A 19,871-nucleotide genomic window follows, 5' to 3' on the forward strand; every position below is an offset into this window, starting at 1 on the left:
GTTTCTTTTTCGCTCCATTTCATGGAATAAAAACCGGCCCGCTGCCCTTTCGCCACGCATTTGCATGGCAACGGGCGAAAAAAAACCGCAGCACAGGCTGCGGTTTTGGTATCGCTCCTTTATTTCTTCGTTTCCTTCGGCTTCACCGGCACCAGGCTCAGGTCCTGGAAGTCGTAGCTGAAATCCGTCTCGGCCGACACGGGCGCCATCTTGACCCGGTCGATGCTGCCATCGGGATTGAGCGAGAACGTCACGTAGGCGTCCGCGTTGAAGTTGCGCTCCTTCCAGCGCACGATGAAGGTGTCGTGCTGCCAGTGTTCCAGCTCGCCCGTCAGGTCCGGCGTGCGCGTGAAGCTGAGGATATGTTTTTTCCCTTCCGGCTTGATCACGACCTTGCCGTACCAGGCGTCTTCATACTCGCCGTCGTACGATGCCAGCGGCAGCGACGGCTGCGATCTGACCGCGCGCGCGCTCGACGCCTTGCCCTGCTTTTTCACCTCTTCCGCATGCTGGTCCTGCTCCACCTTGGCCACCAGCGCCAGCCAATCCGATGGCGCCGCCTGCAGGTAATGGTCGAGAATGCGCCATTGCAGCGCCGTCATGGAACCGCCATTTTCCGCATTGGTGAGAATGGCCACGCCCAGCTTCGCTTCCGGCACCATCACCACGCGCGAATAGAATCCCTGCAGCGCGCCGCCGTGCATGGCGACCTTCATGCCCTTGTAGTCGCGCAGCTGGAAGCCCAGGCCGTACGCGCTGAAGTTCGGTTTCGTCGCGGCCAATGCCGGTTTCGGCTCGGCAATCTTGATCGGCGTTTGCGCCGTCCACATTTCGCGGCCCTGCTTTTCGCTGAACAGGCGCGCGTCCTTGCCGTCCTTGTCCTTCACGCCGGCGATCTTGCCGCCGTCGAGCAGCACCATCATCCACTTGGCGATGTCTTCCGCATTCGTGTTGATGCCGACGGCGCCCACGGCATTCGGCACGGGCATCGATTTGACGGCGGCGATCTTGCCGTCGATCTTGCTGTGCGCATTGGCGACGTCGGGATTGCCCGCATTTTCAGCCAGGCTGGTGGTGGTGCCCGTCATGCCCAGCGGCGCCAGGATGCGCTCATGCATGGCCTCGCCCCAGCTTTTCCCCGCCTTGTCGGCGATGATCTTGCCGGCCACGATGTACAGCAGGTTATCGTAGGCATAGCTGTTGCGAAAACTCGTGGCCGGACGGATGTAGCGCAGCTTCTCGATGATCTCGTCGGTGCTAAAGGTCGTCGTCGGCCACCACAGCAAGTCGCCGGCGCCCAGGCCCAGACCGCTGCGGTGCGTCAGCAAGTCGCGGATGGTCATGGCGCCAGTGACGTAAGAGTCGTGCATCTGAAAGCCGGGCAGGTGCTTGGTGACGGGATCGTCCCAGGCCAGCTTGCCCTCGTCGACCAGCATGGCCAGCGCGGCGGCCGTGAAGCCTTTCGAGTTCGATGCCACTTCGAACACGGTCTTCGCATCGACGGGGGCCGGTTCGCCCAGCTTGCGCACGCCAAAACCCCTGGCGGTGACGACCTTGCCATCTTTGACAATGGCGATCGCCATGCCGGGCACGTCGAACACTTTCAGGGCGGTGGCGACGTCGCGGTCAAGATCGAAGGCCGGCGCGGGCGCCGGTGCGGCAGTGACAACGGGGGCGGCGTCAACAGCCAGCGCCGGCACGGCGATCGCGGAAAACGCCAGCACGATGGCGGCGGCAAGACGGTTCATGGTATGCATGGTCAGGATGTCCAAAGAAGGTTCAATGCGCTTGCGCGGCCATCAATTTGTCGACGCTTTCCTGCGTCACCGGGTGGTAACGTTCGCGCGCCTTCGCATACACGTCCTTGGCCCAGGCGTGGCCTTGCGGCGTCTTCATCAGGGCGCTGTACAGGGGCACGACGAACTTCTGGCGGCCCACGCTCATCAGGAATGCCTGCAAGGGCTGCCGCACGTCGTAGCCGGCGTTCACGGAGGCCAGGTAGAAGCGGTAGGCGACTTCATTGTTGCCGCTCTTGCCCACGCCGTAGACCTGGTCCAGCTCACGCAATTGCACCGCGCTGGCCTTGTTGTTGATGTCGTTCAGGAAGTGCATCGATTCGATGGCGATCCACTTGTCCATGCCCAGGTCTTTCGTCGGCAATGTGCCTTTCAACCAGGCGTCGCGGTGCTGGTCAAGCAGCGCCAGGCGCGGCGAGACGACGCGCTGCGCGCTGGCCGGCACGCCCGTGCCATACAGCCATTCATCGAGTTCCCCTTCCGGCATCACGTCCGGATGCTGCGCCAGCAGGTTCTTGCGCAGGTAGGCGATGAACTGCTCCGTCGTCACGCTCTGGAACGCGTGCTGGTCGAACCAGCCGCGCAGGAAAGGATCGAAAACGGCGCGGCCGGCACGGCGCTCCATGGTGGCCAGGAACCAGGCGCCTTTCGGGTAGATGATGCCGTCGTCCGTGTACGTTTCGGCCGGGTTGGCGTCCGCATCGCGCGTGATCAGCGCCGTTTTCGCGGCCGGCAGTTCGCGGATCGCAGCGGCCAGTTCTTCCTGGTCGACCTGCACGCCCATCTGCGCCACTTCGCTGCCATACAGCTGCTCGACGATGCGCGTGGTGACGTAGGTGGTGAAGCCTTCGTTGAGCCACATGTGCTTCCACGAGGCGTTGGTGACCAGGTTGCCCGACCACGAGTGGGCCAGTTCATGCGCGATCAGGTCGACCAGGCTGCGGTCGCCCGCGATCATGGTCGGCGTGAGGAAGGTCAGGCGCGGGTTTTCCATGCCGCCATAGGGGAACGATGGTGGCAGCACGATCATGTCGTAGCGTCCCCAGCCATATGGACCGTACAGCGCTTCGGCGGCCTGGATCATCTTTTCCGTGTCGGCCAGCTCGTATTCGGCCGCCTTGATGCGCGGCGGTTCCGCATACACGGCGGAGCGGGGACCGAGTTTGCGCACTTCCAATTCGCCGATGGCAATGGCCAGCAGGTACGATGGAATCGGCTGCGGCATCCTGAATTTCCAGCCGCCCTTGCCCGTCGCCTTTTCATCGTTCTCGGCGCTCATCACGACGCGCATGCCCGCTGGCGCATCGATGCGCGCGCTATACGTAAAACGCACGGCCGGCGTATCTTGCGACGGCACCCACGAGCGGGCGTTGATGCTTTGCGACTGGCTGAACATGAAAGGCAGCTTGCCCGACATGGTCTGCTGCGGCGTGAGCCACTGCAGCGCGATGGCGTTGGGCGCCGTGTGATAGTAGACGCGCACTTTGCCCGGCTGACCCGTGGTGGTGATGCGCAGTGCCTGGCCCTTTTCCGGGTCGGCCTTGTCCAGCTGGTACGGCGCCATCTGCCAGGCGCCGCGCTTGTCCTGTACCTGCACTTTCGCGATCGACAAATCGCGCGTATCGAGCACCAAAGTGCGCGCCGCCGGATCGATCCAGTTCAAGGACAGCTCGGCATAGCCGGAGAGGGTCTTTTGCTTGAAGTCCGCTTTCAGGTCCAGCTGCAGGTCGCGCGTGCGCACCTGGTCGTAGCGCGCATAGCTGAGGGGGTCGGCGTGCGCGGCCAGGGTTACCTGGCAAAGGAGCGCACAGCCCAGCGCGCGCAGGAAGGTCAAAGTTTGCATGGTCGTCTTTTGAATGATTTGCGAAAGCCCCGGTCCGTGTGCGTCGGGGCGTCGCGCAGAATAGCACTTCCGGCGCAGGCCGGCAGAAAAAAGCGCCGGACTGGCCGGCGCTGTTCCCCTATTTTGCTTCCGGCCTGGCCTCGGCCTTGGCCTCGGGCGCCTTCAACGGCGTATTAAAATCCTTCATCAGGTTGTTCTTGTCGCGATCGAGCTTGAACAGCTCCAGGCGTGAAGGCGTGATTTTTCTCGGCCAGCTATTATTGCTGGTGTCGATGTCGGCCGTCTCCCAGTACGGGTCCTGCACCAGGCCCACCATCGGCTCTTCCGTGACGATCACCTTGCTGACCTTGTGCGGCGCATAGCGCCACACTTCGGCCGGCACGCGCTCGATGATCTTCTTGCCGCTTTTCAGTTCGATTTCCAGGATCAGCGGCATCACCAGGCCGCCGTTATTCGAAAAGTCGACCAGGTACAGATGCTTGCCCATATTGCGCTGTTCCAGCAGCTTGCGCTCCCACGGCTCCAGCGTTTCCTGCTCTTCCGCATAGCTGTTGCGGTCCTTGTTGGTGACCGTGAAGTCATCGTGCCGGTTATAGAAATCCTTCAGCGCGGGATCGATGTCGACCTTCTTCGGCAGCGCCTTGTTGCGCTGGTCCGAGATCGAGATGGGCTGCGCGTCCTTCTGCGCCTTCTTCCACGCTTTCTCGACTTCCGGATTCTTCGTGCTCACGCCATATTCACTGATGCCGTCGATGCTGATGTCGACCGCATCGGTCGTATAGAACCAGCCGCGCCAGAACCAGTCCAGGTCCGTGCCGGACGCGTCTTCCATGGTGCGGAAAAAGTCGGCCGGCGTCGGGCGCCTGAACTTCCAGCGCAGCGCGTACTGCTTGAAGGCGAAGTCGAACAGTTCGCGCCCGAGGATGGTTTCGCGCAGGATGTTGAGCGCCGTGGCCGGCTTGTCGTAGGCGTTCGCCGTGAACTGCAGCAAGGACTCGGAATTGGTCATGATGGGCACCTGGTTCTGGCTGCGCATGTAGTCGACGATCTTGCGCGGCTCGCCATTCCACGACGGGAAATGCTCTTCCCACGCCTGCTCGGCCAGGTACTGCAGGAAGGAATTGAGGCCTTCGTCCATCCACGTCCACTGGCGCTCGTCCGAGTTGACGATCATGGGAAAATAATTGTGGCCCACTTCGTGAATGATCACGCCGATCAGATCGTACTTCGCCGTCTTCGAATACGTGAGTTCGCCCGTCTTCGTGTCTTTCACGGGGCGCCCGCCATTGAACGCAATCATCGGATACTCCATGCCGCCCACGGCGCCATTGACAGAAATCGCGTTCGGATACGGGTAGTCGAAACTGTACTTGTTGTACTGCTCGATCGCGTGCACGACGGCGCGCGTGCTGTACTGCTGCCACAGCGGATTGCCCTCGTTCGGATAATACGACATGGCCATCACGCGCTTGCCGCCGCTGTCCAGACCCTGCGCATCCCAGATGAACTTGCGGCTCGAGGCCCACGCCACGTCGCGCACATTGGCCGCCTTGAAGTGCCAGGTTTTCATCCCCGCAGCCTTGCCCTTTTCCGCCGACAGCGCTTCCTGCGGCGTGATCACCAGCAGCGGCGTGTTGCTGTTTTTCGCCCGCGCCAGGCGCTCGCGCTGCGCCGCGTTCAATACGGCCGCAGGATTTTGCAGCTCGCCCGTGGCCGCCACCACGTGGTCGGACGGCACCGTCAGATACAGCTCGTAGTTGCCAAACTCCAGCGTGAATTCGCCGGAGCCGAGGAACTGCTTGTGCTGCCAGCCAACGGCGTCGTAATACGCGGCCATGCGCGGAAACCACTGCGCGATCTGGAAGATCGTGTTCTTGTCGTCCTCAAAATATTCATAGCCGGAACGCTCGACGAGCACCTTCTGGTCATTGATCCGATACGACCAGTCGATACTGAACGTGACGCTCTGGCCAGGTGCCAGCGCCACCGGCAGGTCGATGCGCAGCATGGTCTGGTTGACCACATACGGCAGCGGCTTGCCGTTGGCCGCTTTCACGGCGGTGAGCTTGAAGCCGCCGTCAAATTCGCGCCCGGCGTGGATGGCGCGCAAGTCCTCGAATTTCAGCGCCTCGTCTTCGCTGCCACTGAGCCAGGCCTGGCGCGATGGCGCGCTCAATACGCGGCGCTGGTCGGCATCCTGGCGCAAGCCATTCTGGTCCAGCTGCAGCCACAAATAGGCCAGGCTGTCGGGCGAGCGGTTGTGATAGGTGATCTGCTCGCTGGCCGTGATGGCGCGGCGTTCCTCATCGAGCGTGGCGCGGATCACGTAATCGGCGCGCTGCTGCCAGTAGGCGTGGCCGGGCGCGCCGGACGCCGTGCGGTAGCTGTTCGGCGTGGGCAGCAGCTCTTCCAGCTGGCGGAACTTGTCGTCGAAGGGCGCGGCGGCGCACAGTCCGGGCAAGGAAAAAAACAAGGTCAAACACAGGGCAAGCAAGCGAACGAGGACCGGCATGGCGCATTCCATCTGGGAGTCGTGGACAGAACTGCATTCTAAGTCGACTCTGTTTGCAAACCGATCATTGTTGTCGAAGTCCCACACACCGGGCCGCGCCCCACCCCGGCGCTACTGGCGCCGGCACGGGCATTGGCGTATGATGCGCCTCGAACATTGGGGAGTAGTCGTCCTGCGGTCCTGCCGCAGGAACCTGTATCAACATGATTGGCCCGCAGGCCATGGTGCAGGTGGTTGCAGAACTTGACGAGACCATTGATCCAGGGCGGCCGCATGGGCCGGAGTCGCCCGTGGATCATTGGTTAATTCGTCCGGCCCGCGTACCTCTTGCAATCTCATGGAAGCATTCCTCATCTCCACCGGCATCGTCGGTCTCGCTGAAATCGGCGACAAAACCCAACTCCTGGCCTTTCTGCTGGCCGCCAAATTCCGCAAGCCCTTGCCCATCGTGCTGGCCATTTTCGTCGCCACCATCGCCAACCACGCGTTTGCCGCCGCCGTCGGCGCCTGGATCACCAGCATGCTGGGCCCCGACGTGCTGCGCTGGGTGCTGGGCGTCTCCTTTCTGGCCATGGCCGCCTGGACCCTGATCCCCGACAAGCTCGATGAAGACGAGACGACGCTGGCCAAATACGGCGTCTTCCTGACCACCCTGATCGCCTTCTTCATGGCGGAAATGGGAGACAAGACGCAAGTGGCGACGGTGGCGCTGGCGGCGCGCTACCACGATATTTATTCCGTCGTGCTGGGCACCACCTTCGGCATGATGCTGGCCAACGTGCCGGCCGTCTACCTGGGCGACAGGATCGCCAACCGCGTCCCGCTGCACCTCGTGCACGGCATCGCGGCGCTGGTGTTTGCCGTGCTGGGCGTGGCCACCCTGCTGGGCGCAGGCGCCGCCCTGGGGTTCTGAGGCTGCTTTGAACAATTTCTCATTTACAATATTCATGTTCATAATTACAATGTCGGCGACATGAATACCGGCGCGCCTATCCCGAACGGCCGGCGCGCTTTCTTGAGGAATGTATGCAGTTAACTAGAAAAGTGGCGGCGCTGTGCCTGGCCGCTTGTGCCAGCCAGCCTGCCGCCGCCATGGCGGCACCCGTGAACGACCACCGCCAGACGGCAACGCAGTCCGCGCCCGAAGTGCGCACGCGCGACCTGCTGCTGTTCGGCGCCGGCCTGATCCTGCTGGCCGGCCGGCGCCGTCCCGAACACGATGCGTGGCAAGTACGCGGGCAAGACTAGAGCAGCAGTAGCACCGCGTACTCGCGGCCCTCGTCGCGCAGGGTGATGCTGTTGCCGCCCTGCGCCACGCCATCGAGCGACAATCCCGCCGGCCGCCCCTGCGCCCGCTCCACCGTGATGGCATAGCTGCTGGCGCCGAAGCGGTAATGCAGCTTGAAGCTGCCCCACTCGGCCGGCATCGTCGGTGCCATGCGCAGCACGTTCGCTTCGCGCGTCAAACCCAGCAGGGATTCGACGATCAGCCGGTACAGCCAGCCCGACGACCCCGTGTACCAGCTCCAGCCGCCCCGTCCCACGTGCGGCGCCACGGCATACACGTCGGCCGTCACCACGTACGGCTCCACCTTGTAGCGCGCCACCGCCTGCGCGTCTGCGCCATGGCGCACGGGACTGATCATGCGCAGCAGTTCCCAGGCCTTTTCGCCGTCGCCCATGCGGGCAAACGCCATCGCCGTCCAGATGGCCGCATGCGTGTACTGGCCGCCGTTCTCGCGCACGCCCGGCACATAGCCGCGGATGTAGCCGGGATTGAGGTCGGCCTTGTCGAACGGCGGATCGAGCAGCTGGATCACGCCGGAATCGCGGCGCACCAGGCGCGCATCGACCTGGCGCATGGCGCCGGCGACCCGCTCCTTGTTGGCGGCGCCCGACAGCACGCCCCAGCTTTGCGAAATCGAATCGATCTGGCATTCCTCGTTCGTGTGCGAACCCAAGGGCGTGCCGTCGTCGAAATACGCGCGCCGGTACCACTCGCCATCCCACGCATGTTCCTCGACGTTGGCGGCCAGTTTCACGGCTTCATCGCGGCAGAACTGGGCAAATGCAGCGTCGCCGCGCAGCATGGCCACTTCGGCGAAACGCTGCAGCACTTCGTACAGGAAGAAGGCCAGCCATACGCTCTCGCCCTTGCCATGTTCACCCACCTTGTCCATGCCGTCGTTCCAGTCGCAGGAACCGATCAGCGGCAAGCCGTGCACGCCCAGACGCAAGCCATGGCGGATGGCGCGCACGCAGTGCTCGTACAGGTCGGCCGACTCGCCCGAACGCACGGGCAGGTCGTAATACGAATCCTCCTCCGGCTTGACGGCCCGGCCCTCGATGAAGGGCGCCACTTCCGACAGCACGTTGACGTCGCCCGTAGCGATCACATAGCGGCAGGCGGCCAGCGGCAGCCACAGGTAATCGTCGGAGCAGTGCGTGCGCACGCCGCGGTCCGACGGCGGATGCCACCAGTGCTGCACGTCGCCCTCGACAAACTGGTGCGCCGCGCACAGCAGCAAGTGCTTGCGCAGCAGCTGCGGCGCCGTGTGTATCATCGCCATCGCGTCTTGCAGCTGGTCGCGGAAACCGTAGGCGCCGCCCGACTGGTAATAGCCGCTGCGCGCCCACAGACGGCAGGCGATGGTCTGGTACATCAGCCAGCCGTTGGCGATCACGTCGAGCGACGGATCGGGCGTTTCGATGCGCACGGCGCCCAGTGTGCTGTCCCAGTGCGCGCGTACCGCGTCGAGCGCACTACGTGCCGCGTCCTTGCCCGCATGGCGCTGCACCATGGTGCTGGCATCGGCATTGCGGCGCCCGCCCACGCCGAGGATAAAGACGATTTCGCGCTCCTGTCCCGGCTGCAGCTCGAACGGCACCTGGATGGCGGCACACTGGTCCAGCCCCGTACCCGCCTTGCCGGACAGGCGCACGCGCCGCAGCGCCGCCGGCTGCGCCAGGCTGCCGTTGCGGCCGATGAATTCATTGCGGTCGCAGGTGATGGAACGGATGCTGGCATCCGTATTGAAGAAGCCGACCCGGCCCGAGAACTCCGTGTTGTAGTTATTGCGCGCAAACAGGGCGCCGCTGATCGTGTCGACCTCGGTGGCCACGTGCATGCCGGACTTGGCGCGCAGGTCGGCCATCACCCATTCCACATAACCGGTGACGGACAGGCGGCGCGGCACGCCGCTGTCGTTGCGCACCTTGATCACCGAATATTTGACGGCCGCATCAAGCGCCACATAGGTGCACAATTCCGTGGCGATGCCGCCTTCGCTGTGTTCAAAAATGCTGTAGCCGAAACCGTGGCGCGTCACGTAGTCGCCGCTGCCGCGCGCCGGCAGCGACGTGGGCGACCAGAACTGGCCGCTTTGCTCGTCGCGCACATAGAACGCTTCGCCGGACAGGTCGGAGACAGGGTCGTTCTGCCATGGCGTGAGGCGGAATTCATGCGCATTCTCGCTCCACGTGTAGGCCTGGCCCGCTTCGGACACCACCGTGCCGAATTGCGCGTTGGCCAGCACGTTCGACCACGGCGCCGGCGTCTGCTTGCCTTCTGCCGTGGTGATCACATATTCGCGGCCGTCGGGCGTAAAACCGCCGAGGCCATTTTCCAGGATCAACTCACGCTTGGGCGCCCGGTGCGGCACGCCGCCCTGTTCGCGGCCCGGGTCCTGCAGCAGCGGCGGCATGCGCAGCACGGGGCTCGGTGGACGCTTGACCTGCTCGGCCAGGGTGCCGCGCAAATCGCTGATGATGGCGCGCGCCACCGATTGCAGCAAGATGCGGTCTTCGTTGGCGATCTGCTCGGCCAGGCGCACGAAGATGCCGCCCGGGCGGTCGATCGCCTGCGCATCGATGCCCGACGCGATCAAGCCCATGATCTGGTCGTGCAGCAGTTGGCGGTAACCCGACTGCTCTTCGTACCAGATCACCAAGTCGACGATCAATCCCTTCAGGCGCCAGTAGGCATGCGCCTGCACCATCTGGCGCGCCAGTTCGATATTGGCCGCGTCGCGTATCTGCAGCAGCACGATGGGCAAGTCGCCGGAAATGGCATACGCCCACAGGCCAGACTGGCCGCGCTGGTTCTTGATCAGGATGCTCGCCTCGGCGCGCAGGGCCGCATTCGGATAGATCACGGCATTGGCCAGGCGCGCATACAGCTGCGCGTCCGCTTCGCTGGCGTTCAACTGGCGCAGCACCACCTGGCTGTGCGTCCAGGCCAGCTCGAACACACGGTCGGCCAGATGGCGGTCCTGGTATTTGTCGATCAGGTGCAGGGCCGCATCGCGCTGCTCGGCCATGCCGGTCACGCTGTCGACGGTGACGGCCTGGTCGGGTTCAAGCGTGATGACGTAGCGGATGGCCACGATGGGGTCGAGCACGGAACCGTGGCCGCCACTCAATGGACCGCTGTCCTGCAGCGCCTGCGGCAGCTGCGCCGTGTTGCCGCGGCCGATGAAGCGCGCGCGGTCCGTCTCGAACGATACTTCGTAGCGCTCGATATCGTGCACGGTCATCACATGCAGCAGCCATGGCATCTGCTCCTCTTTCGAGCGGGGCCGGCGCGTGCATAAAATCGCCTTTTCATGCGCAAGGATTTCCGTCTGCACGAACAGTTTGCTGAAGGCCGGATGGGCCGCATCGGCCGCCGCCGGCGCCATCACCACTTCGGCAAAACTGGTGATCTCGATGCGCCGCTGGCGATTCGAATTATTGCTGATGCGCGTACGGCGGATTTCAATGTCGTCCTCGGGCGAGACGACGATTTCCGTGTACAGGTCCAGGCCATGGTCGGCGCGGCGGAACTCGGCCCGCCCTTCGGAAAAAATCACTTCGTATTTCTTCGGTTCGGCCAGGGTCGGCTGGTACATGGTGGACCAGACTTCGCCATCATCGAGGTCGCGCAGATAGCAGAAATTGCCCCAGTTATCGCGCGTGCTGTCTTCGCGCCAGCGCGTCACGGAAAGGTCTTTCCAGCGGCTGTAGCTGCCGCCCGCGTTGCTCACCATGACGTGGTAACGGCCGTTCGACAGCAGCTGCGTTTCCGGCACGGCGCTGTTGGCTTGCGTGAGGATGCGCATCGGCATGGCCTGCTCGGGCGCGCCGCTGCGCAGCACCGCCAGTTCGGCCGTGTTCGAGTAAAACGCGCCTGCCTGCGGCGTGCGTTCCTGCAGCACCAGCAAGGCCGATTGCAGCAGCGGATCGGACTCGAAACGGCGCTGCATCGGGCGGTCGTGCAGCAGATAGCTGAGGGCCAGAAAGCCCATGCCCTGGTGGTGCACCATGAAGGAGCGGATGACGGCGCTGCCCTGCCCGCGCGGCAGGCGCGCCGTGGTGAAATCGATCGCTTCAAAGAAGCCGTAACGGCCCATGTAGCCGGCCGCCTGCATGCGCTGCAGGTTCTGGCACGACGCTTCCGGCTGCACCATCAGGCCCATCATGCTGGCGTACGGCGCCACCACCAGGTCGTCGGCCAGGCCCCGCTTCAGGCCCAGCCCCGGCACGCCGAACGCACGGTATTGATAGTTCAAACTGGCGTCGACCGTGTTGTAGCCGGACTCGGAAATCCCCCAAGGCACGTCGCGCTGGCGCCCGTAATCGATCTGCGCCTCGATGACGGAGTGATAGGTCTGGTCAAGCAAGGTGTTCGGGTAGTTCGGCATGACCAGGAGCGGCATCAGGTACTCGAACATCGAGCCGCTCCACGACAGCAGCACGGGCTGGCCGGCTACCATGCACAGCTGGCGGCCTAGGGCGAACCAGTGCTCCTGCGGCAGCTGGCCCTGGGCGATGGCGACGAAGCTGGCCAGGCGCACTTCGGAAGCGAGCAAATCGTAGTAGCTGGGGTCCAGGCGCCGTTCGCTGACGTTGTAGCCGATGGCCAGCAGTTTTGTCGACGGGTTGTACAGGAAGCCGTATTCGATCTGCGCGAAGTCGCGCGCCTGGCCCGCCGCGTGAGCGATGTCGCGCATGTGGCGTCCCGCCTGTTCGCGGCCCTGCGCCAGCAAGGCGGCCAGCTCCGGCTGCGTGCCTTCCGGCGTTTCCAGGTTGGCCAGTTCACGCAGGGTCGGCACGCGCATCAGCGCCGCATCGACGCCCGTGTGCGCCGCCCAAGGCGCCAGTTGCAGCAATTCAGCCAGCGCCGCGCGGCACTGGCGCGCCAGCGCACCCGCCCACATGGACAGCTCGCCATCCTCGCTTTGCAAGGTCAGCGACAGCAGCGCGTCGGCCGCACCATTCGCAGCAGAGAGGTAGGCATGCCATTCGGCCAGGCTGGCGGGTGCGGCCTGCGCCTGCAGCAAGTGCAGGCCGTCGCGCATGGCCTTGCCCTCGCCTTCGGCGGCGATGAATTCCTGCAGCACCTGCGCCGTCGTGCGGATGCCCTGCACCACCTGTGCGCCGATGATCGGGGCGTCATACAACTCCACCAGTCCCGGCTGCAAGGTCAGCAGATGGCCGGCCAGGTTGCCGCTGTCGACCGTCGAGATGTACATGGGCTGCAGCGCCTTCAGGGTCTGCGTGTCGTACCAGTTATAGAAGTGGCCCTGGAAGCGTTCCAGCTCGCCCATGCTGTGCAGGGTGGCGCGGCTGCGCTCGATCAACTGGCCCAGGGTGATGTAACCGAAGTCGTAGGCCGTCAGGTTGGCCAGCAGCGCCAGGCCGATATTCGTCGGCGAAGTGCGGTGCGCCACCACCAGGTTCGGATGTTCCTGCATGTTATCGGGCGGCAGCCAGTGGTCGTCCGGCCCGACAAAGGTGTCGAAATAGGCCCAGGTCTTGCGCGCCACGCCGTGCAGGAAACGTCCCTGCTCGGCCGACAGGCGCGCCACGGCCCGCTCAATGGGGCGGCTGATCCACCAGGCGATGGCGGGTGCGGCCAGCCACAAGAGCAGCACCACGGCGGCGGCGGGCAAGGCTTCCGGACGCCAGTACAGCAAGGCACCGAAGGTGGCCAGCGCCAGCGCGGGCGAGCACCACATGGCGCGCCAGCTGTCGGCCTGCGAACCTGACGATACATGCAGGTTCGAGGCGCGCCAGTCGAGCAAATGCTTGTGCGACACGCCCAGGCGCCACAGGGTGCGGACGATGGCGTCCAGGCTGATCCACGCTTCGTACGGCAGGAAGACGAGGGTCAGCATGGCGTGCGAAAACTGCACGCCGCAGCGCCGCTCGAAGGCGGCCAGGTGCTGGCGCCACAGGGTATCGCGCGGTTTGCGCAGCAGATCGTACAGGGCCGAAAAGACCGGCGGCAGGAAGATGATGGCCAGCACGGCCGCGCTCCAGAAGGCCACGTGCGGCAGGAAGCCCCACACCAGCAGCAGCGACAAGGTGGTCGCGGGCGCGACGACGCTGCGGCGCAGGTTGTCGAACAGCTTCCAGCGCGACAGCATCGACAAGGGATTGCGTTCGCGCTTGCCGGCGCGGCCCGGCACACGGCCCAGCAGCCAGCCGACCAGTTGCCAGTCGCCGCGGATCCAGCGCTGGCGGCGGCTCACGTCGGCGTCGTAGCGGGCCGGATATTCCTCGTACAGTTGCGAGTCGCTCAAGAGGCCGGCGCGCAGATAACAGCCTTCCAGCAGATCGTGGCTGAGGATTTTATTGTCGGGCAGGCGCTGGCCCAGCACGCGCTCGAACATGTCGAGATCGTAGATGCCCTTGCCGATGAACGAGCCTTCATAAAACACGTCCTGGTACAGGTCGGAGACGGTGCGCGTGTAGGGGTCGATGCCCGGTTCGCCTCCGCACAGCAGCTCGTAGCGCGAGGCATTCGCGCTGGGCAGCGCCACGGCCACGCGCGGCTGCAGAATGCCGTAGCCGGCCACCACGCGCGTGCCGGCCGCGTCGAGCACGGGACGGTTCAGCGGATGCATCATGGTGGCGATGAATTCGCGCGCCGCGTCGCGCGGCAGCTGCGTATCCGTGTCGAGCGTGATCACGTATTTGATCGTGCGCAGGCCGCGCAACTCGCCTTCCACCAGCGAGAATTTGTCGCGCGCGCCGCCGCGCAAGAACGCGTGCAGGTCGGACAATTTGCCGCGCTTGCGCTCCTGCCCCATCCACGCATTCTGCTGCGAATTCCACAGGCGCGGACGGTGCAGCAGCAGGAACGGTCCCACATGGCCCAGTTCCTCGGGATCGGCCGGGTCGCCGTTTTCCTTGAATTCGACGCCCTCCACGCGGTATTTCTCGTTCAGGATGCGGATGGTCTCCTGCGCCTGGCGCAGCAAGGCTTCGTCGCCGGGCATCGTTTGCGCCTCGGCGTCGACGAAGTCCGTCAGCAGGCAGAAACGCAGGTTCGGGTCGCGGTTGGCGAGATAGCGCACTTCCAGCGCCTCGCACAGGGCCGCCACGTTTTCCTTGCTGTAGATCAGCGTCGGCACGACGACGATGCCGCGCGCGTCCGACGGGATGCCGGCCTGGTAATCCATGCGCGGCAGCGGGTGCGGCGACGTCATCAGGGTCGCCAGCCAGTTCACCACGGCCACGGCCAGCTGGCTGCTGCCCAGCAGCGCCAGCGCGCCCAGCGCCGCCAGGGGCCAGCCCTGCACGCCATGGCGCACGGCGCGCTCGAGCAGCAAGGCGCTCGTCGCCAGGGTCAGGAACGAAATGGCGCCCAAGTAGACGGCCAGCGGCGCGGCGCGCGCCGTATGCTGCAGCGCCTCGATGAAAGGCAGCTTGGCGCCAGCCTGTTTTTCCAGCACCAGCACGCCGCGCCCCACCAGATAAAAGCCGATGTGGCCGCGGCGCGCGTCATTGCCGTTGCCGTGCGTGTGCGCCAGCTGCACCACCATCTCGGCCACTTCCACTTCGCTGCGCGCGCTGCGCCTGGCGATGCGTTCGATGGCGTGGCGGTAGCTGTCGCGCGTGGCGAAATCCATCAAGCCATAGGTGCCGGCCGGATCGAGGCGCAAGGTCTGCTCGACCACGCTCATGGTCTCGACGAATTCCTGCCAATCCATGGTGCCGAGAAAACGCAGGCTGCCGATGCTGTTGGCGATCGATACCTGGTCGGCCGCCTGCTGCCCGATCTCGGACTGGATCTGCTGTTCGATGGTGAGGCCCGACTCGGCCAGCTTGTGCGTCAGCCACGACAGCGCGAGGGTCAGCGAGGAACTCTGCCCCTGCAGGCGGCGCGACAATTCGGCCACGAAGGCGCTGGTCATCGGCGGATTCGAGCGGGCCATGTCGGCGACGAGCAGGATCAAGCCGCTGGGATTGCGCTCGGCGATCTCCGTCATCTGGTCGGCCCAGGTATTGGCCAGGTCTCGCTGCATGCGGTCGTCGGCCACGCGCACGGCGACGCGGCGCAGGTTTTCGATCAGGGCCAGGCGCAGCATGATGGGCACGGCCCACAGTTCACCCAGGGTCAGGGTGGCCACATCCTGGTAAGCCTCGACGAAGTGGCACAGGTTTTCCAGGTCGACCCGGCCATCGCCGTGCGAGATGATTTCCAGCGCAATTTTATAGACGCGCGGGCAGCCGGCGTCGGGGCCCGACGCCAAGCGCGGCAGCTCCTTGCTGTAGTTCTTCGGCAGGTGGCGCCGCGTGGTGCGGATCTGCTCTTCGATCAGATAAAAATTATCGAGCAGCCACTCCGAGGCGGGCGTGACCTGGCGGCCGCTTTTGACGGTCGCCGTCAGCTCGTTGACGGTGGCCGTGATCAGGGCCGCATTGTCGGCCAGGCGCGCCAACAGGCGGTCGCGGCCGTGATGCTTGCCCACCGCATGGCCGGTGGCCACGTGCTTGCCGTGGGCGGCCATCTGCATGGCGCTGAATAATTCGGAACGCAGGGGCAAGGCATCGTCGCGCGCGGCGTCGAAGGTGTCCGGTGCAAGGGAATGGTCGCGGAAGATTTCTTTAACTTTGGAAATCTGTTCCTTGATCTGCTGCGTGACAACTGCTGTGTACTCTTTCAACTTGGGCCTCGCTAGGTGCGCGCACGCAACCAGCGGCCACCGTCACGCTGGCCCAGTCTGGAAGAACACGATCGGACACTGGCGAAGACGGAAAGCGAAGCGCCGGAGCGTTGCGACGAATCTCAGGGTATAGGGAGATTTTCTGAACTTCATCGTAGGTGCGCCATCTGCGCAAGACCGTGCGCTAGCGTACATACATCACGTTTTAGGGACGTTTCAGCAAAGAAATTAGCCTGTTGAGCGGCGGAAAAATGCCGTCAGGAAATGAATGCAAGAAATGCGAGAAGAACACCGTGCCAAAGATGGCACGGTGCAATATTTCAAGGAAGAAAGTTCAGACCGCTCAGGCAGCGATGGCCAGCGGGTGGCGCGTCGCCTCGGCCATCGCCATGCCGCCATTGAGTTGCCATGCCGCACCGTGACCGAGACGGCGCAGACAGGCGCTGGCGCGCGCGCTGCGGTTACCGCTGCGGCAGAAAAACACCAGTGGACGCTGCGGCTGCCGCAGCCACGCGGCCACCTGTCCCGCCAGGCGGCTCAGCGGTACGCTGCGCACCTCGCAGCCTTCGAATACCGTGCCGGCGCACGCCGCGTGTTCATACGCTTCGCGCACATCGACGAGGATGGCGTCGGGATGCTGGCGCAGGAAGGCAGGCAAGGCGGCCGCATCGAGCTGCAGTTCGGCAGCCGGCACGCTACCGTCCAGCACCGTGCGCACGGTAGCGCAAATGCTGCCGTCGTCGCCTGACGCGCACAGCACGGTGTCCTGCGTCAGCAGTGCCGCATCCAGCAAGGGCGCCAGCGCTTCGGGCGCCAGGGCGCCGATGAAGGCGAAGCGCTGCTCCAGCAGGTACACATGGGTTTCGCCACACTCGATGCGGCGCAAACGCTGCTGGCCCAGCGGCAGCTCACCATCGATATCGACGTGGCCGACTTGTTCGATCTCGAGTTCCTGCAGCAGCGCCAGGCGCGCCACGCCATGGTCGGTCGGCGCCGTCGTGTGCACGATGCCGCGCAAGGCCAGGTGCTGGCAGCGAATGAAGGCAGCCAGGCGCGGCACGAGCGCGGCGACGGGATCGATGACGACGCAACTGGCGCTGGCAGCGTCGCTGAGCAGCCAGGTGCACTGGCCATCAACGTTCAGCTGGATTACGACGTCCTGCGCGCCGTCCTGCGGCGATGGCGCCAGCGCGGACGGCAGCAGGCAGCTGCTGCGCAGCGCTTCGCCGCAGCGCTCGATGCGCGCGCAGGCGGCCATCACCGTCGCCGCATCGATCAGGGGACCGAACGACAAACGGATGGCCGAGCTGGCACGCCATTGCGGCACGTGCATCGCTTCCAGCACATAGCTGGGGAGCGCCTTGGCGGCGGAACAGGCGCTGCCCGAGCTGACGCGCACGCGCGCCGCGTCGAACAGATCCAGCAATTCCTTCGACGACAGGCCGGGCACGGAAAAATTGAGCGTCGTCGACAAGGACAAGTCGAATGGCATATTGAACACGATGCCGGGGAAGGCGCGTTCCAGGCTGTCCACCAGCTGCGCACGGAACGCGGCCAGGTCGGCGTGGCTGCGGAAAGTCTTGCCATCGTCGAGCGCGGCCAGCACGGCGCCCAGCGCGGCGATGCCGGCCATGTTTTCCGTGCCCGAGCGCAGGCCCCCTTCCTGGCCGCCGCCCATCATCAACGGCGTATATGGGGCGCCGGCGCGCACGTACAGCATGCCGATGCCCTTGGGCGCATACAGCTTGTGGCCGGAGAACGGCGCGTAATCGATGCGCGTGGCGGCCAGGTTCAGTTTCAGCTTGCCCAGCGCCTGCACGCAATCGACCATCCAGTAGGCATCGGCACCGCGTTCCTGCAGCAGCTGGGCAATGGCGGACAAATCGCTGACGACACCCGTTTCATTATTCGCCGCCATCGTGCACAGCATGGCCGCGTCGCCGATCAGCGCACCGAGCGCCTGCAGATCGTGGCGCCCCTGCGCATCGACGGGCAGCTTGCGCACTTCCAGATTCAAACCCAATAGCCGGTTCCAGTGCGCCAGGCTTTCCGGTACGGCCTTGTGCTCGGTCGCGCCATACAGCAGCAGGCTGCCGATGCGCTTGCCCGCATCGCGCCGTTCGCGCAGTGCACACAGGGCCGACAGCACGGCCGTCTGGATGCCTTCGGTGGCGCCGCTGTTGAACATCAGGCGGCCGTCGCCCACGCCCAGCAAGCCGCTGGCGCGCCGGCGCACGCCATCCATCATGGCCTTGGCCTGCAATCCCGTCGCATGGGTGCTGCTGGGATTGCCATAGCCCTGCTCCATCGCTTGCCGGGCGGCGGCAACGGCGGCGGGCAGCACGCAAGTCGTGGCATTGCTGTCGAGGTAGATTTCTTTCATGATGGCAGTCTGAGCATTCTAAAAAAGGGGCAGCGCAAGCGGCTGAAACATATGGATAGTCTACCGGCCTGCCCCCGTGAAGATATGCCAAAAGACACTGCAACTACGGTACTATGCAGCATGTTCATGCTATAAAAACTGGAATGGCAAAATGAATTCACCAAACGCTTCGCTCGACAAATTCGACTGCGCCATCCTGGCGGCCCTGCAGCAGGATGGCACCTTGTCGATCGCCGCCCTCAGCGAGAAGATCGGTTTGTCCAGCACGCCGTGCTGGAAGCGGGTCAAGCGTCTGGAGGAAGAGGGCTATATCGAGAGCCGCGTGGCCATCGTGAACCGGCAAAAAGTGGGCTTGCCCGTGACCGTGTTCGTCAGCGTACGCACGGGCCAGCACGATGAAAAATGGCTGCGCCGCTTCGCCGCCGCCGTCATCGTCTTGCCCGAGGTACAGGAATTTCACCGCATGAGCGGCGACATCGATTACCTGCTGAAAGTCGTCACCACCGACATCAAGGGGTATGACACCTTCTACAAAAAGCTCATCAAGGCCGTGCAATTGACGGGCGTGTCGTCCGCCTTTTCCATGGAACAAATCAAGTGCAGCACGGAATTGCCGCTGGAATTGATCGCCCACGGCTTGCCTGCCTGAACGTATTTCTGCGCCGCATGGAGGCGCGTGAAATCATGCACGCTGGCATCCTGCGCATGTCAGGCAAGCTCTGCCTGAAGCAGGATGCCAACGTGTCTTCACGCTGGAAGAGATTAAATCGCCGGCGCTTTCACGCTCGCCGCTTGCTTGAAGAAATCATAGATGCCGCTCTCGCTCATGCGGCGGGCATTGGCCAGTTCGCCGCCCTTGGTGGCGTACAGCACCTGGTTGTTGTCGCTCGAGACCAGCACGGCAGCCGGGATGCCTTTCTTGAGCGGATTGCCATAGGCTTGCGCCACGTCGAGGTTATGGTCGAAGTTACCCACGTCGACCTTGACGACCTTGAACTGCTGTTGCATCAACTCCGCGTTCTTGCCTTGCTTCAAGGCCTTGTCGAGCGCGCGGCAATCCTCGCACCAGTTGGCGCCAAAGATCAGCAAGACGGGCACGTGCGCGGCCTTCGCTTCGGCCAGCGCGCGGGCCACGTCTGCCTTGGCGTCGGCCGCCGCGTTGTACGGCAAGTGCGGCGTGGCGACGGGGTTGCTCGGTGTTGGGGCGGCGGCAACGGCGGTACCGGCAAGCAGCAGGCTGGCAAGGAAAAGGGAAAAGCGCATGCGGGCTCCTGAAAGAAATCGTGAGGCCAGCTGAACAGCTGCCAGCGGGCGTGATTGTCTAGAATATGCCTGCTCGTGAGAAATATCCACCATTTAATTGCACTGTGCTTATGCGGAAAACGTATAAGCACCCAAAGAG

Annotated in this window: 9 protein-coding genes and 1 riboswitch; of the genes, 3 read left to right on the forward strand and 6 right to left on the reverse strand. The window is 64.2% G+C overall.

Features of this window, described 5'->3' with window-relative positions:
- Positions 1-119: 119 nt before the first annotated feature.
- The 3 genes from MRBLMS1_RS16445 to MRBLMS1_RS16455 form a co-directional block, all read right to left on the reverse strand.
- Positions 120-1,757, reverse strand: coding sequence for a serine hydrolase (locus tag MRBLMS1_RS16445; protein ID WP_485880442.1), 1,638 nt, complete (start codon positions 1,755-1,757; stop codon positions 120-122).
- A gap of 22 nt (positions 1,758-1,779) precedes the next feature.
- Entirely contained in the window at positions 1,780-3,639 is a 1,860-nt protein-coding gene (locus MRBLMS1_RS16450) for a M1 family metallopeptidase (RefSeq protein ID WP_485880444.1), read from the reverse strand.
- A 118-nt stretch (positions 3,640-3,757) separates the two neighbouring features.
- Positions 3,758-6,151 (reverse strand): M1 family aminopeptidase, encoded by a 2,394-nt coding sequence (locus tag MRBLMS1_RS16455; RefSeq protein WP_485880446.1) that lies wholly within the window; start codon positions 6,149-6,151, stop codon positions 3,758-3,760.
- A 146-nt stretch (positions 6,152-6,297) separates the two neighbouring features.
- Positions 6,298-6,467: riboswitch (yybP-ykoY riboswitch) on the forward strand.
- Positions 6,468-6,488: 21 nt separating this feature from the next.
- Here MRBLMS1_RS16455 and MRBLMS1_RS16460 point away from each other — a divergent pair.
- Together MRBLMS1_RS16460 and MRBLMS1_RS16465 are read left to right on the forward strand one after the other, a co-directional pair.
- On the forward strand, positions 6,489-7,064 hold the full coding sequence (locus MRBLMS1_RS16460) for a TMEM165/GDT1 family protein (RefSeq protein WP_485880448.1): 576 nt from the start codon (positions 6,489-6,491) through the stop codon (positions 7,062-7,064).
- Positions 7,065-7,177: 113 nt separating this feature from the next.
- Positions 7,178-7,399: a hypothetical protein gene (locus tag MRBLMS1_RS16465; protein ID WP_128141054.1), complete on the forward strand. Its 222-nt coding sequence runs from the start codon at positions 7,178-7,180 to the stop codon at positions 7,397-7,399.
- On the opposite strand, the gene MRBLMS1_RS16470 is transcribed toward MRBLMS1_RS16465, so the two are convergent.
- Both MRBLMS1_RS16470 and MRBLMS1_RS16475 read right to left on the reverse strand, forming a co-directional pair.
- Positions 7,396-16,023 (reverse strand): glycoside hydrolase family 94 protein, encoded by an 8,628-nt coding sequence (locus tag MRBLMS1_RS16470; RefSeq protein ID WP_485881024.1) that lies wholly within the window; start codon positions 16,021-16,023, stop codon positions 7,396-7,398. The genes MRBLMS1_RS16465 and MRBLMS1_RS16470 overlap by 4 nt on opposite strands.
- 406 nt (positions 16,024-16,429) lie before the next feature.
- Positions 16,430-18,469, reverse strand: coding sequence for an aminotransferase class V-fold PLP-dependent enzyme (locus MRBLMS1_RS16475; RefSeq protein ID WP_485880451.1), 2,040 nt, complete (start codon positions 18,467-18,469; stop codon positions 16,430-16,432).
- A 151-nt stretch (positions 18,470-18,620) separates the two neighbouring features.
- Between MRBLMS1_RS16475 and MRBLMS1_RS16480 the strand changes: the two genes are divergently transcribed.
- Complete coding sequence (locus tag MRBLMS1_RS16480; RefSeq protein ID WP_046682091.1) at positions 18,621-19,118, forward strand: Lrp/AsnC family transcriptional regulator; 498 nt, start codon at positions 18,621-18,623, stop codon at positions 19,116-19,118.
- Between the two features lie 113 nt (positions 19,119-19,231).
- Here the strand turns inward: MRBLMS1_RS16480 and MRBLMS1_RS16485 are convergent, their stop codons facing one another.
- Entirely contained in the window at positions 19,232-19,732 is a 501-nt protein-coding gene (locus MRBLMS1_RS16485; protein ID WP_128141052.1) for a thioredoxin family protein, read from the reverse strand.
- Between the last annotated feature and the right edge of the window lie 139 nt (positions 19,733-19,871).

Source organism: Massilia sp. LMS1-1-1.1, from assembly GCF_040815535.1.
GTDB classification, from domain to species: Bacteria; Pseudomonadota; Gammaproteobacteria; order Burkholderiales; family Burkholderiaceae_D; genus Janthinobacterium; species Janthinobacterium aestuarii.

Bases quoted from the DNA above. Each gene is read 5' to 3' on its own strand.
- MRBLMS1_RS16465 (WP_128141054.1), top strand. From the start codon at position 7,178: ATGCAGTTAACTAGAAAAGTGGCGGCGCTGTGCCTGGCCGCTTGTGCC.
- MRBLMS1_RS16445 (WP_485880442.1), bottom strand. From the start codon at position 1,757: ATGCATACCATGAACCGTCTTGCCGCCGCCATCGTGCTGGCGTTTTCC.
- MRBLMS1_RS16475 (WP_485880451.1), bottom strand. From the start codon at position 18,469: ATGAAAGAAATCTACCTCGACAGCAATGCCACGACTTGCGTGCTGCCC.
- MRBLMS1_RS16450 (WP_485880444.1), bottom strand. From the start codon at position 3,639: ATGCAAACTTTGACCTTCCTGCGCGCGCTGGGCTGTGCGCTCCTTTGC.
- MRBLMS1_RS16455 (WP_485880446.1), bottom strand. From the start codon at position 6,151: ATGCCGGTCCTCGTTCGCTTGCTTGCCCTGTGTTTGACCTTGTTTTTT.
- MRBLMS1_RS16460 (WP_485880448.1), top strand. From the start codon at position 6,489: ATGGAAGCATTCCTCATCTCCACCGGCATCGTCGGTCTCGCTGAAATC.
- MRBLMS1_RS16485 (WP_128141052.1), bottom strand. From the start codon at position 19,732: ATGCGCTTTTCCCTTTTCCTTGCCAGCCTGCTGCTTGCCGGTACCGCC.
- MRBLMS1_RS16480 (WP_046682091.1), top strand. From the start codon at position 18,621: ATGAATTCACCAAACGCTTCGCTCGACAAATTCGACTGCGCCATCCTG.